The following is a 13,293-nucleotide window of genomic DNA, read 5'->3' as shown; positions in this document are numbered from 1 at the left end:
GTCACGCAGCGGCGGGCGGTGTCGCACCGCGGCGTGCGGCCGCCCACCCGACGGCCCACCGGGCGACGACGACCCCGAGGCCCGCGCAGGCGACGCCGATGCCAACGCCCGCCACGATGTCCGGGACGTGGTGGAGATGAGCGGCCACGCGCGCCGCGCCCACCGCGACCGCCACCGCCAGGAGCGCGACGCCGACGCGGCGGCGCCAGGCCAGGACGACGGCCGCGACCGCGGCGCCGAGCGTGGCGTGGTCGGAGGGGAAGCCGTTGTCGGCGGCGTGCGGGACCAGGGCGGTCTGGCCGTCGGCGACGAACGGCCGGGGATCGGTCCACACCAGCGCGGCCAGCTCGATCCCCACGGCCGCGAGGACCAGCGTCACCACCGCGGCGACGGCGAGGGTCACCTTGTCGCGCCGGCCGGCACGCCACCACACCAGCAGCGCGCCCGCGGGAATGACGAAGACGGCGTAGCGGGCCATGGCGGAGATCAGAGCGGGCACGCGGCCATGGTGCAGCCACCGCCTGAGAGTTCCGTGGGTGGCGACAGCGTCCCGGTACCGCGCCGCGGCGTGGGGCGGCCCGGGACGCCGGGGCAGGGCGGCAGGCGGGCGGGGCAGGGCGGCGGGCGGACGACACCGGGCCGCAACGGCGCGCCCTTCCCATTTCCCACGGGAGGGCGGAGGATTCGCGGCAGTACGGGTTCCAGTCACCTACGGAAGGAAGACCGATGAGAACCGTACGCACGGGCCTGGCGCTCACGAGCGCGACCCTCTGTCTCGGGCTGGTGGTCACCGCCTGCAGCTCGAACACCACGACGTCCTCCCCGACGACGCAGTCGGCGACGTCCGCCGCGGTACCCCAGCTCAAGGCGACCGACTTCACCGCCGACTTCGCCGCCATGAAGCAGCTCACCGACCTCGCCAAGCAGGGCAAGGGGATGATCGGCGTCCTCCTGCCCGACACGACGACGTCCACCCGGTACGTCCAGTACGACGCGCCCTACCTCACGAAGGCGTTCGAGGCCGCGGGGCTGACGACGTCCGACTTCAAGATCGACAACGCCAACGGCAGCGCCGCGACGATGCAGACGCAGGCCGAGGCGGACATCAACGCCGGCGCCTCGGTGCTGCTCGTCGACCCCCTCGACCCCGGCAGCGGCGCCGCGATCGAGGCCAAGGCCGAGGCGGCCGGGGTGAAGGTCATCGACTACGACCGCCTCGTCACCGGCGGCCCGGCCGACCGGTACTACGTCAGCTTCGACAACGTCGAGGTCGGCAAGCTCATCGGCCAGGGCGCGGTGGACTGCATCGGGGCCTGGAACGTCCCCAACCCCAACGTCCTCGTCATGGACGGCGACCCCTCGGACAACAACGCCAAGCTCTTCGCCGAGGGCTACAACGGCGTGCTGGACCCGAAGTTCAAGGACGGCACCTTCACCAAGGTGGGGGAGCCGGCCGGCACCTGGACCCCGTCCGTCGCGGCCACGACCTTCGAGCAGCAGCTCACCGCCAACCCGGCCACGAACGCCGTCGTCACGCCCAACGACGACAACGCCAACGCCGTCATCGCGGTGCTGAAGAAGAACGGCACCCCCGCCAAGAAGTTCCCCACCACCGGCCAGGACGCCTCGCTCCCGGGCCTGCAGAACGTCCTCACCGGCTACCAGTGCGGCACCGTCTACAAGCCCATCTACCTCGAGGCGCAGGCGGCGGCGGCGCTCGCGCTGTACCTGCGGGCCGGCCAGGAGCCGCCGTCGTCGCTGGTCGCCGCCACCACCAAGGACACCGTGCTGAACAAGGACATCAAATCGGTGTACACCACGCCGGTCTGGGTGACCCCGGACAACATGGCCGACACGGTGGTCAAGGACGGCGCCGTCAAGGTCGCCGACCTGTGCACCGGCGAGGTCGCCACCGCCTGCACGAACGCCGGCATCAAGTAGGCACGTCGACCGGGACGTGGCGGGCCGACGGCGGCCCGCCACGCCCCTCCACCAGGGGAGGACACCACGGACGCCACCACCACCGCCCCGGCCGGCGCCACCCCGGCCCCCGGGGGCGACGACGAGACGCCGCTGCTGCGCCTGCGGGGCGTGAGCAAGCACTTCGGGCCCGTCCAGGCCCTCACCGACGTCGACCTGGACCTCCCCGCCGGCCAGGTGACGGCCCTGGCGGGGGACAACGGGGCCGGGAAGTCGGTCCTCATCAAGTGCATCTCGGGCATCCATCCACCCGACGCGGGGCAGATGTGGTGGAACGGCGAGCCGATCCACGTGCGCACGCCCGGCGAGGCGGCCGCCCGCGGGATCGAGACCGTCTACCAGGACCTGGCGCTGTGCGACAACCTCGACGTCGTCCAGAACATGTTCCTCGGCCGCGAGCGGGTCCGGCACGGCCAGCTCGACCAGGAGGCCATGGAGCACGCCGCGCGGGAGACGCTGTCGAGCCTGGCGGTGACGACGATCCGCTCGGTCCGCCAGGTCGTGGCCTCCCTCTCCGGCGGCCAGCGCCAGTCCGTCGCCATCGCCAAGGCGGTGCTGTGGAACTCCCAGCTCGTCATCATGGACGAGCCCACCGCCGCGCTCGGGGTGGCCCAGACCGCGATGGTCCTGGACCTGGTGCGCCGGCTCGCCGACCGCGGGCACGCGGTGCTCCTGGTCTCGCACAACCTCAACGACGTGTTCGCGGTGGCCGACCGCATCGCCGTGCTGCACCTGGGCCGGATGGTCGCCGCGCGCCCCACCGCGGAGCTGGACCGCCAGATCGTGGTGGACCTCATGACGACGGGTGCCTCCACGCGCACCGCGCGGGCCCCGGGAACGGCGGGGTAGCGACCATGTCCAAGCTCCAGGACGCCGAGAAGCCTCCGGCCCAGACCCCGCCGGGCGCGGGCGCCGTCGTGGCCGGGCCCGCCGCGCCGCCGTCGGCCGGGGAGTACCTGCGCCTGTCCCTGCAACGGATCCGGGGCGGCGAGACGGGCGTGCTGCCGGTGGTGGGCGGGCTCGTCCTCGTCGCGATCCTGTTCCAGTCGCTGAACAGCCACTTCCTGACCGCGGGCAACCTCGTCAACCTCCTCGTGCAGGCGGCCGTCTTCAGCCTGCTGGCGATGGGGGAGGTCTTCGCGCTCCTGCTCGGCGAGATCGACCTGTCCATCGGGTTCGTGGCCGGCGTGGGCGCCGTCGTCATGACCGAGCTGGTCCTGCCGGGCCCCGGCTTCCCGTGGTGGGCGGCGATCGCCACGGCGCTGGTCGTGACCGCGCTGATCGGCCTCCTCCAGGGCACCCTCATCACCCGGCTGGGCCTGCCCTCCTTCGTGGTGACGCTCGCCGGCCTGCTGTTCTGGCAGGGCGTCATGCTCTGGGTGCTGGGCAACGGCGGGTCGATCCTCATCCAGGACCCCATCATCAACGCGATCGGCTCCGGCACCCTCACCCGGGTGGGGGGCTGGGTCGTCATGCTCGTCATCGTCGGGGTCTTCGCGCGGCAGACCTGGCGGCACGACCGGCGACGGCGCGAGTCCGGCCTCGTGGCCCCGCCGCCCCAGCTGACCGTGGCCAAGATCCTCGCCGCCCTCGCCGGCGGGGTGGCGCTGGTCCTGCTGTGCAACGCCGACCGCGGGGTGCTGGCCCCGGTGTACGGGATGCCGTGGGTCGTGGTGCTCGTCTTCGCGGTCCTGGCCGCGTGGACCTACCTGCTGGGGCGCACGCGCTTCGGCCTGTACGTCTACGCCATCGGCGGCAACGCCGAGGCGGCCCGCCGCGCCGGCATCCGCCTCCCGCGCATCCGCACCCTCGCCTTCATGCTGTGCTCGCTCACCGCGGGCATCGGCGGGATCGTCTACGCCTCTCGGCTGCGCTCGATCTCGACGGCGCTCGACGGCGGCACCCTCGTGCTCTACGCGGTCGCCGCGGCCGTCATCGGCGGGACGAGCCTGTTCGGCGGGCGCGGCAAGGCGCTGCACGGGGTGCTCGGCGGCGTGGTCATCGCCGCTATCGACAACGGCATGGGGCTGCTCGGGTTCAGCGCGGCGGCCAAGTACATCGTCACCGCGATCGTGCTGGTGATCGCCGTGACGATCGACGCCGTCGCCCGGCGCAACCGGCCCGAGGGCAGGTAGGCGAGGGCGCGGCGGCCGGAGCGTCCCCCGTCCGGGGGCCTGACCGGGGCGGCCGACCGGAGTAGACACGGCTCTACCGTCGCCGGGTTGCGTGAGGGGAACCTGGCAGTGAACGCACGCGATGCACGGAGGTGCGCGATGGGGCACGGCGTGATGGGGCACGGCCCGATGCGACACGGCGTGATGGGGCACGGCGCGATGCGAGGGGCACCCTGGATGATGCGGCGGGCGGCGATGACGCCCACCGTGAGCGGCCCCCAGGCCCTGCCGGCGCTCGCGATCGGCGCGTTCGCGACGGGCGCGAGGAGCATTGCCTTCGCCAGCCTGCTCGGCACGGCGATGGGCGCATCGGCGCTCGGCGTGGTCGCGGTTTGGCGCCTGTCGGTCAACAGGGCGGTGATCCGCCGGCTCAGGATCCAGCAGCTCGAGGTGGACGAGCTCACCGTGCGGCGGCTGAACGTCGTCGAACGGACCTAGAGCGTTCTTCGGATCGGCTCACCCGCTCTCCAGGGCGTGGGTGGCCCGGCCGGCGGGGTCTGCCCGCCGGCCGGTGACGCCGTCGCTCAGCGCCGCGACAGGCTCCGCTCGACGATCTCCTGGATGTAGGGGGCGACGACGCCCTGAGAGACGCGCAGGTCGGCGAGGAACGTGCCCAGGGCGCCCGCGCCGAGCCACTCCTCCACGGCCCGGAGGTCCTCGAGCCGGTCGATGGTGGCCGCCGCGGCGCCCAGGCCGCGCGCGATGGTCGCGAAGTCGATCTCGTCGATGGCCATCGCGGTGCGGTCGAGCCCCTGGGAGCCGTACTGGTGGACCTCCGCGCCGTAGGCGGCGTCGTTGAACACCACCACGAGGGCGCTGCGGGCGCACCGCACGAGGGTGTCGAGGTCGGCCAGGCCCATGAGGCCGCCGCCGTCGCCGGTGACGACGACGGTCAGCGCGTCCGGGCGGGCCACGGCCGCGCCGGGCGCGGACGGGAAGCCCAGGCCGATCGCCTGGAACGCGGTGCCGACGAGGGTGATGGAGTCCGCGGCGGGCAGCTCGAGATAGGTGTTGGGCCAGCCGATGAAGTGCCCGCCGTCGCAGACCACGAGCCGGTTCGCGGGCAGGAGCGCGTCGAGGCGCCGCGTCACCGTGCGCGGGTCGAGCCGGCCGTCGGGGGCGGCGTCGTCGCCGGCCGGCCGGGCGTGCTGGAGCCGGCCGTCCTGGGCCTCGGCGGCGGCGCCACCCCACGGCTCGACGGGGGCGGGCCGCCCGTCGAGGCTGTCGAGCAGGCCGAGGACGGCGAGGGCGGCGTCGCCGCGGACGTAGTGGCCGACCACCGGGTGCGTGGGACCCTCGGCCACGTCCACCTGGACGACGCGCGCGCCCGGGGCGAAGGCCGAGCCGAAGGAGGTGGTGAACTGGTTGAGCCCGGCGCCGACGACGAGGACGACGTCGGCGCGCCGGACGAGGTCCGCCGTCGGCTCGGAGGCGAAGCCGCCGCACACGCCGAGGTCGTAGGGCCGGCCGGCGAACAGCCCGCGCGCCGGGGCGCTCGTGGCGGTCAGCGCCCCCAGCCGGTCGGCGAGCGTGCGCAGCTGCGCCGCGGCGGCCTTCGCGCCACGGCCGGCCAGGACCAGCGGGCGCTCGGCCTCCTGGAGCAGGCGCACGGCCTGCGCGAGCGCCGCGGGGTCCGGCGTCACGGGCTCGGGCAGCAGCGGCATGGCCGGGACGTCGTCGTCCGCGGCGGGCGCGGTCGCGAGGTCGTAGGGCAGGGCGAGCACGACCGGCACCCGGTGGGCGAGCGCGTGCGCCGCCGCCTCGACGGTGGTGCGGCCCGGGGCGGCGGCGTCCAGGACCATCGTCACGGCCCCGACCGCGGCGGCCAGCTGGATCTGGTCCACGTCCCAGGGCCTAGGCCCGGCCGCGGGCGCGTCCCCGACGACGAGAACGAGCGGGGTGGCCGCCTGGGCGGCCTCCGCCAGGGAGGTGATGGTGTTGGTGAACCCCGGTCCGTAGGTGGTCGTCGCCACCGCCAGGCGTCCGGAGACCCGGTGGTAGGCGTCGGCCGAGGCGACGGTGGCCGCCTCGTGGCGCACGGTCGTGACGCGCACGGGCGTGCGCGCGAGGGCGTCGAGCAGGTAGGCGTTGCCGTTGCCCATGAGGGCGAAGACGTCGTCGGCGAGCGAGGCGACGGCGGTGGCGACGACCTCGGAGACGGTGCTCATGCGGGGAGTGGCCTTTCTGTCCGGGGCTCCGCGACGGTGCGGAGCGGATGGGGCTGTCGTGGCTTCCGCGACGGTGCGGAGAGCGCGGGGCTGTCGGCGGCGGTGCGGGGAGCGGAGCCGGGCCCGGCCCGGAGGGGGCTGCGCGCGCCCCGCCGGGCCGGGTGACCGGGAGCTCGTCGAGGAAGTATGGGCCGGCGCGCCCGGGTGGGCGCGCCGGCGTCGTTCAGTAGCTCGCGCGGGCGCCGTCGTCGGCGGCGGGCACGAACGCGGCCGCGAGGGCCTCCGAGCCGCGGGCGAGCAGCGCCACGTCGGCGCCCACGAGCACGAAGGAGGCGCCGGCCTCCAGGTACGCGCGCGCGACGGCGGGGTCGAACGCGTTGACGCCGACCGGCTTGCCGGCCGCGCGCACGGCCGCGAAGGCGCGCCCGACGGCGGCGACGACGTCCGGGTGGCTCTGCTGACCGAGGACCCCCATGGACGCGGCGAGGTCGGACGGTCCGACGAAGACGCCGTCGACGCCGTCCACCGCGGCGATCTCGGCCGCGGCCTCCACGCCCTCCGCGGTCTCGATCTGCACGAACAGCGACACGTGCGCGTCGGCGTCCGGGAGGTACCCGTCGACGCGGTTCCACCGCGCCGAGCGGGCGAGGGCCGAGCCGACCCCGCGGCGCCCGCGCGGGGGGTACCGCACGGCCTCGACGACGGCGCGCGCCTCGTCGGCGGAGGAGATCATCGGCACCAGCAGGTTCTGCGCCCCGAGGTCGAGCACCTGCTTGATGGTCACGACGTCGCCGATCGGGACGCGCACCAGCGGGGTCACCGGGTAGGGGGCGACCGCCTGGAGCTGGGCGAGGACGGACTCGAGGCCGTTGGGGGAGTGCTCCATGTCGATGAGCACCCAGTCCAGCCCCGACCCGGCGCAGATCTCGGCGACGAGGGGGCTGCCCGAGCACACCCAGATGCCCGCGAGGGGGCGCGCCGCCGCGCCCCGCTCGCGCTGGGTCGCCAGGGCGTCGCGGAAGGTCGGCGTCAGACGAAGCGGCACGAGACGGTCCCCAGCTCTCGGAAGTCGGCGAGCACCGTGTCGCCCGGGTGCACCCACATCGGGCGCGTGAACGAGCCCGCGAGCACGATTTCGCCGGCCTCGAGCCGGTCGCCGTGCTGGGCAAGCTTGTTCGCCAGCCACGCGACGCCCATGGCGGGGTGGTTGAGCACGGCCGCGGCGACGCCGGACTCCTCGATCGTCTCGTTGCGGTACAGCAGCGCCGAGACCCAGCGCAGGTCCACCTCGCCGGGCTTGACCGGGTTCCCGCCATAGACCATCGCCCCCATGGCGGCGTTGTCGCTGATGTTGTCGACGATCGTCTTGTTCTGGAGCTCGATGCGCGAGGAGAGGACCTCCAGCGCCGGCACGACGTACTCGGTCGCCCGGAGGACGTCGAAGACCGTCGCGTGCGGACCGTCGATCGCCTCGGCGAGCACGAAGGCGAGCTCGACCTCGATCCGCACGGTCGAGAACCTCGCGTGCTCGATGACCGCACCGTTCTCGAGGACCATGTCGGCGAAGATCGCCCCGTAGTCCGGCTCGTCGATGCCGGTCGCCGCCTGCATCACCTTGGAGGTCAGCCCGATCTTGCGGCCCACCGGCCGTCGACCGGCCTCGATCGCTCGGCGACGCCACTCGTTCTGGACGGCGTAGGCATCCTCGATCGTCATCTCGGTGTGCCGGCCGCTCAGCGGCGGGACTGCAGTGCGGTCGCGTTCGGCCTCGGCGAGCTCGTCGGCGATCGCGGCTATGGTCTCAGGCGAGAGCATCCGGTCCTCCTGGTCTGTCCATCGTGTCGGGTCCGCGCGTATGCGGCGGGAAGAGTGAGGTCACAGCTGGTGCCCGAGCTTGTACTCGCCCTGCTTCCAGCTGGGCAGCGCGTCGGGCTCGTCGCCCTTGCGGGTGTAGGAGAAGCCGTCGGCCCCGATGGTCACGGCCATCTCGCTCGAGTCGGTGCGGGCGATGACCGGCTGGGGCTCGCCGTCGAGGTCGAGGACGAGGGAGGCCTCGGTGTACCAGGACGGGACGACGGGGCTGCCCCACCAGTCCCGGCGCTGGTTGTCGTGCACATCCCACGTGACGACCGGGTTGTCGGGGTCGCCGGTGTAGTAGTCCTGCGTGTAGATCTCCACGCGGTGGCCGTCGGGGTCGCGCAGGTACAGGTAGAACGCGTTGGAGACCCCGTGGCGGCCGGGGCCGCGCTCGATGTGGTCCGACAGGCGCAGCGCGCCCAGCTTGTCGCAGATGGCGATGATGTTGTGCTTCTCGTGGGTGGCGAAGGCGACGTGGTGCATGCGCGGTCCGTCGCCGCCGGTCATCGCGGTGTCGTGCACGGTGGGCTTGCGGCGCATCCAGGCGGCGTAGGTGGTGCCCTCGGCGTCCTGGATGTCCTCGGTCACGCGGAAGCCGAGGTCCTCCATGTACTTCACGGCCCGCGGCACGTCCGGGGTGACCTGGTTGAAGTGGTCCAGGCGGACGAGCGCGCCGGGCGTGTAGAGGTCGTAGCGCCACGCGAGCCGCTCGACGTGCTCGACGTCGTGAAAGAACTCGTAGGGGAAGCCCAGCGGGTCCTCCACGCGGACCGAGTCGCCGATGCCCTTGGTGAAGCCCTCGGGGCGCCGCTCGACCCGGCAGCCGAGCTCGGTGTAGAAGGCCACCGCCTTGTCGAGGTCCTCGGGGGTGCGCACGCGGTAGGAGAACGCGGCGACCGCGGCGACCGGGCCCTTGCGCAGCACGAGGTTGTGGTGGATGAACTCCTCGAAGCTCCGCAGGTAGACGGTCTCCTCGTCCTCCTCGGTCACCACGAGGTCGAGCACGTCGACGTAGAAGTTGCGGGAGGCCTGCAGGTCGGTGACGACCAGCTCCATGTAAGCGCAGCGCAGGATGTCCGGCGGCGCCGCCTTCGGGGTGGGGATGGGGTCGCTGGTGCGGATCGGGTCCTGCGCGGTGACGACCGGCTCGGGGGAGTTCTGGCTGAGGGGAGTGCTCACGTCAGCGTCCTTGCTTCTCTGCGGTTCGGGTATCGGGGTTGATGGGTGCGGGGCGCGCCGAGCCGGGCCCGGCGCGCCCGCGTCGGCTCAGCGGGGGTCCGGGTCGTCCAGGTCGGTCGGCTCGTGGGTCTCGACCTTGCCGAAGGTGGGGTTGTGCACCTTGCCGAGCGTGATGTGCACGGCCTGCTGGTCGGTGTAGAAGTCGATCGAGCGGTAGCCGCCCTCGTGGCCGAGACCCGAGGCCTTGACCCCGCCGAACGGCGTGCGCAGGTCACGCACGTTGTTGCTGTTCAGCCACACCATGCCCGCCTCGATCGACTGGGCGAAGTTGTGCGCCCGCTTGAGGTCGTTGGTCCACACGTAGGCGGCGAGGCCGTACTTGACGCCGTTGGCGAGGGCCAACGCCTCCTCGTCGGTGTCGAACGGCGTGATCGCGACGACCGGGCCGAAAATCTCCTCCTGGAAGATGCGGGCGTCCGGGGCGACGTCGGCGAACACGGTCGGGGCGACGTAGTTGCCGGTCGGGAAGCCCTCCGGCCGGCCGCCGCCGGCGACCAGGCGTCCCTCGGACTTGCCGATCTCGATGTAGCTCATGACCTTCTCGTAGTGCTCGGGGTGCACCAGCGCGCCGACCTCGGTCTTGGGGTCGTGCGGGTCGCCCACGATCACGCGCTTGGCCTGCGCGGCGTAGCGCTCGACGAACTCGTCGTACACCTCGCGCTGGACGAGGATGCGGCTGCCCGCGGTGCAGCGCTCGCCGTTGAGGGAGAACACCCCGAAGATCGTCGCGTCGATGGCGGCGTCGAGGTCGGCGTCGGCGAAGACGACGGCGGGGGACTTGCCGCCGAGCTCCATCGACAGGCCCTTGAGGTACGGGGCGGCGTTGGCGAAGATGATCTGCCCGGTGCGGCTCTCGCCGGTGAAGGAGATGAGCGGCACGTCAGGGTGCTTCACCAGAGCGTCGCCGGCCTCCTCGCCGAGCCCGTTGACGAGGTTGAAGACGCCCTGCGGCAGGCCCGCCTCCTCGAAGATGCCGGCCCACAGCGACGCCGACAGCGGCGTGAACTCGGCGGGCTTGAGCACGACCGTGTTGCCGGTGGCGAGGGCCGGGCCGAGCTTCCAGGACTCGAGCATGAACGGGGTGTTCCAGGGCGTGATGAGCCCGGCGACGCCGATCGGCTTGCGGTTGACGTAGTTGATCTGGCGGCCGGGCACCTTGAAGGTGTCATCGGCCTGCGCCACGACCAGGTCGGCGAAGAACCGGAAGTTCTCCGCGGCGCGGCGGGCCTGGCCGAGCGCCTGGGTGATCGGGAGGCCGGAGTCGAAGCTCTCGAGCTCGGCGAGGCGGGCGTCGCGCGACTCGACGATGTCGGCGATGCGGTGCAGCACGCGCGAGCGCTCGCGCGGCAGCAGCCGCGGCCACGGGCCCTCCTCGAAGGCGCGCCGGGCGGCCGCGACGGCGCGGTCGATGTCGGCCTTCTTGCCGGCGGCGGCACGCAGGTAGGTGGTGTTCGACACCGGGTCGAGCACCTCGAACGTGTCGCCGTCGGCGGAGTCGACGAACTCGCCGTCGATGTAGTGCTGGATGCGGTCGGGCAGGTCGGCCGGCACGTGGTGGGCGGCCGTCGCGGTCGATGCGGTCCTGGTGTCACTCATGGATGCCTCCGGTGGGGTGCGGTCAGGGTGTGGGCCGGCTCGGCGCTGCGGCCGAGTGAGCGGTGTCGCCCGGCGTGCCGGCGGGGTGCTCGGGGTGGTCGTCGGGGTGCTGGTGGCTGAGGTAGGCGGCGAGGGTGGCCGAGCGGTGGCCCCGGGCCGCCCTCTCGATCTCCGCCGGGGGAGCGCCGGCCTCGATGAGCTGCAGGATGCGCTCGTGCTCGCGCACGGACTCCTGCGCGCGGCCCGGCACGAAGCTGAACGTCGAGTCGCGCAGGTGTCCCAGGCGTGCCCACTCGGCGTTGACGAGCTCCAGCATGCGCGGGTTCCCGCACGGCGCGAACAGGATGGAGTGGAACTTCTGGTTGAGCGTCGTGAAGGCCCGGGGGTCGAAGTGGTCGAGCGTGTCGATCATCAGCGCGTTGATCTCGCGCGCCCGGCGGACGTCGTCGGCGGTCAGCCCGGGGGCCGCGAGGGCGGTGGCCGCCCCCTCGAGGATGGCGAGGGCCTCCATGCTGTGCCGGTACTGCCCGTTGTCGATCATCGAGACCTGCGCGCCCACGTTGCGGGTGAAGGTCACCAGGCCCTCGGCCTCGAGCTGGCGGATGGCCTCGCGCACCGGCACCACGCTCATCCCGAGCTCGGCCGCGATGGTGGCCAGCACCAGGCGGTAGCCCGGGGTGAACTCGTGGCTGGAGATCCGCTCCTTGAGCCAGTGGTAGGCCTGCTGCGACTTGCTCCAGGAGGCGGGGGCCGCCGCGGTGGCGGCGGCCGTCACCGGCTGGCGCGCCATGCCTCGTACCTCTGACGCCACTCGGCGTTCATGGGGAAGAGGCCGTCGACCGGGTGCCCGGCGGTGACCTGCTCGGCGATCCAGGCGTCCTCGTCCTCCTGGGCGAGGGCCGCGTCGACGACCTCCTCGACGAGGGCCGGGGGGATGACGATGACGCCGTCGCGGTCGCCGACGATGACGTCGCCGGGCTGCACGGTGGTGCCGCCGCAGCCGACCGCCACGTCCGCCTCCCAGGGCACGTGCTTGCGGCCCAGGACCGCGGGGTGCGCGCCCTTGGTGTACACGGGGATGCCCACGGCGGCCACGGCGTCGTAGTCGCGCACGCCGCCGTCGGTGACGATGCCGGCGGCGCGGCGCGCCTGCGCCCGCAGCGCCAGGATGTCGCCGAGCGTGCCCGACCCCTCCTCGCCGCGAGCCTCGATGACGATGACCTCGCCCTCGCCGACGGCGTCGAAGACGCGCTTCTGGGCGTTGTAGCCCCCGCCGTGGCTGGTGAACAGGTCCTCCCGGTTCGGCACGAACCGCAGGGTGCGGGCGGTGCCGACGACCTTGGCCTCGGGGTGCATCGGCCGGACGCCGTCGACGGTGACGTTGTTGAGGCCCCGCTTGCGCAGCTGCGCGCTCAGCCCGGCCACCGGGACCCGGTGGAGCTTGTCGCGCAGGGCCGCCGTGAGCCGGAACGGCTCCGCCTCCGGCTCCAGCCCGGCGGCGGCCCGCGAGCCCCACGCCTCGGCGCGCTGGACGTCGTCGACCGCGGGCAGCGAGCCCACCGCGTCGTCGAACCCGTGCTCGCCCTGCGTCACGGTGGTGACGAGCCGGCCCGAGCTCGGGGCCCCGGGCGCGCCGGGGGCGTCCACCTCGACCTCGACGACGTCCCCGGGGACGACGACGGAGGACCCGGCCGGGGTGCCGGTGAGGATCACGTCGCCCGGCTCGAGCGTGAAGTGCTGGGAGAGGTCGGCGACGAGCTGGGCGAGGGGGAAGATGAGCCCCGCCGTCGTGTCGTCCTGCCGGAGCTCGCCGTTGACCCAGGTGCGCAGCCGCAGCGCGGCCGGGTCGACCGTGCGGGCGTCGATGAGGGCCCGGCCGATCGGGGTGAACCCGTCGCCGCCCTTGGAGCGGACGTTGGAGCCCTTGTCGTTGGACCGCAGGTCGTACAGGCCGAAGTCGTTCCCCGCCGTCACCCATGCCACGTGGCTCCACGCGTCCGCGAGCGGCACGCGGCGGGCCGCCGCGCCGATGACGAGCGCGACCTCGCCCTCGAAGGCCAGCAGCTCGGTCCCGGCCGGACGCTCGATGGTCCCGCCGGACGGCGCGACCGAGCTCGACGGCTTGAAGAAGTACGACGGGTGCGCCGGGCGGCGGCCCCGCTGGTCGGCGCGCGATGCGTAGCTGAGATGGATCGCGATGATCTTGCCCGGACGGCCGGGGAGAGCCGAGAACCGGGGGTCCGCACTCTGCGCGATCAGGGTGTTGTCAGTCATGAGCT

At 73.3% G+C, this 13,293-nt stretch carries 12 protein-coding genes; 4 read left to right on the top strand and 8 right to left on the bottom strand.

Translation table 11 applies throughout. The features are described from left to right. Position 1: 1 nt before the first annotated feature. The gene (locus GD970_RS03200) at positions 2–499 is read right to left on the bottom strand and encodes a phosphatase PAP2 family protein (RefSeq protein ID WP_152200660.1); all 498 of its coding nucleotides are present in this window, start codon (positions 497–499) and stop codon (positions 2–4) included. A 227-nt stretch (positions 500–726) separates the two neighbouring features. On the opposite strand from GD970_RS03200, the gene GD970_RS03195 reads away from it, so the two are divergent. The 4 genes from GD970_RS03195 (at position 727) to GD970_RS03180 (ending at position 4,592) form a co-directional block, all read left to right on the top strand. Beyond that, positions 727–1,941, top strand: coding sequence for a sugar ABC transporter substrate-binding protein (locus GD970_RS03195; RefSeq protein ID WP_152200658.1), 1,215 nt, complete (start codon positions 727–729; stop codon positions 1,939–1,941). A gap of 150 nt (positions 1,942–2,091) precedes the next feature. Beyond that, positions 2,092–2,829: an ATP-binding cassette domain-containing protein gene (locus GD970_RS03190; RefSeq protein WP_226925115.1), complete on the top strand. Its 738-nt coding sequence runs from the start codon at positions 2,092–2,094 to the stop codon at positions 2,827–2,829. A gap of 5 nt (positions 2,830–2,834) precedes the next feature. Beyond that, positions 2,835–4,115, top strand: a complete 1,281-nt coding sequence (locus GD970_RS03185; protein ID WP_152200653.1) for a sugar ABC transporter permease — start codon at positions 2,835–2,837, stop codon at positions 4,113–4,115. Between the two features lie 138 nt (positions 4,116–4,253). Continuing rightward, a complete protein-coding gene (locus GD970_RS03180; protein ID WP_152200650.1) occupies positions 4,254–4,592 on the top strand; it encodes a hypothetical protein in 339 nt (112 codons plus the stop codon). Between the two features lie 86 nt (positions 4,593–4,678). Here the strand turns inward: GD970_RS03180 and GD970_RS03175 are convergent, their stop codons facing one another. The 7 genes from GD970_RS03175 to GD970_RS03145 all read right to left on the bottom strand — a co-directional run bounded on the left by GD970_RS03175 (position 4,679) and on the right by GD970_RS03145 (position 13,288). Continuing rightward, positions 4,679–6,322 carry a thiamine pyrophosphate-binding protein gene (locus GD970_RS03175; protein WP_152200648.1) on the bottom strand — a complete coding sequence of 548 codons (1,644 nt, stop codon included), beginning with the start codon at positions 6,320–6,322 and terminating at the stop codon, positions 4,679–4,681. A gap of 223 nt (positions 6,323–6,545) precedes the next feature. Further along, positions 6,546–7,367 carry an HpcH/HpaI aldolase family protein gene (locus GD970_RS03170; protein ID WP_152200646.1) on the bottom strand — a complete coding sequence of 274 codons (822 nt, stop codon included), beginning with the start codon at positions 7,365–7,367 and terminating at the stop codon, positions 6,546–6,548. After that, the gene (locus GD970_RS03165) at positions 7,352–8,137 is read right to left on the bottom strand and encodes a 2-keto-4-pentenoate hydratase (protein WP_152200644.1); all 786 of its coding nucleotides are present in this window, start codon (positions 8,135–8,137) and stop codon (positions 7,352–7,354) included. Before GD970_RS03165 ends, GD970_RS03170 begins: the two co-directional genes overlap by 16 nt. 60 nt (positions 8,138–8,197) lie before the next feature. Then, a complete protein-coding gene (gene hpaD, locus GD970_RS03160) occupies positions 8,198–9,301 on the bottom strand; it encodes a 3,4-dihydroxyphenylacetate 2,3-dioxygenase (RefSeq protein WP_405002558.1) in 1,104 nt (367 codons plus the stop codon). 144 nt (positions 9,302–9,445) lie between these two features. Next, the gene (gene hpaE / locus GD970_RS03155; RefSeq protein WP_152200639.1) at positions 9,446–11,014 is read right to left on the bottom strand and encodes a 5-carboxymethyl-2-hydroxymuconate semialdehyde dehydrogenase; all 1,569 of its coding nucleotides are present in this window, start codon (positions 11,012–11,014) and stop codon (positions 9,446–9,448) included. A 22-nt stretch (positions 11,015–11,036) separates the two neighbouring features. Continuing rightward, entirely contained in the window at positions 11,037–11,804 is a 768-nt protein-coding gene (locus tag GD970_RS03150; RefSeq protein ID WP_152200636.1) for a GntR family transcriptional regulator, read from the bottom strand. After that, the gene (locus GD970_RS03145; RefSeq protein WP_152200634.1) at positions 11,786–13,288 is read right to left on the bottom strand and encodes a fumarylacetoacetate hydrolase family protein; all 1,503 of its coding nucleotides are present in this window, start codon (positions 13,286–13,288) and stop codon (positions 11,786–11,788) included. The genes GD970_RS03150 and GD970_RS03145 overlap by 19 nt, the downstream gene beginning before the upstream one ends. Positions 13,289–13,293 lie beyond the last annotated feature (5 nt).

This window comes from Georgenia thermotolerans, assembly GCF_009193185.1.
GTDB lineage: Bacteria > Actinomycetota > Actinomycetes > Actinomycetales > Actinomycetaceae > Georgenia > Georgenia thermotolerans.
This window is presented reverse-complemented; position numbering and strand designations above follow the sequence as displayed.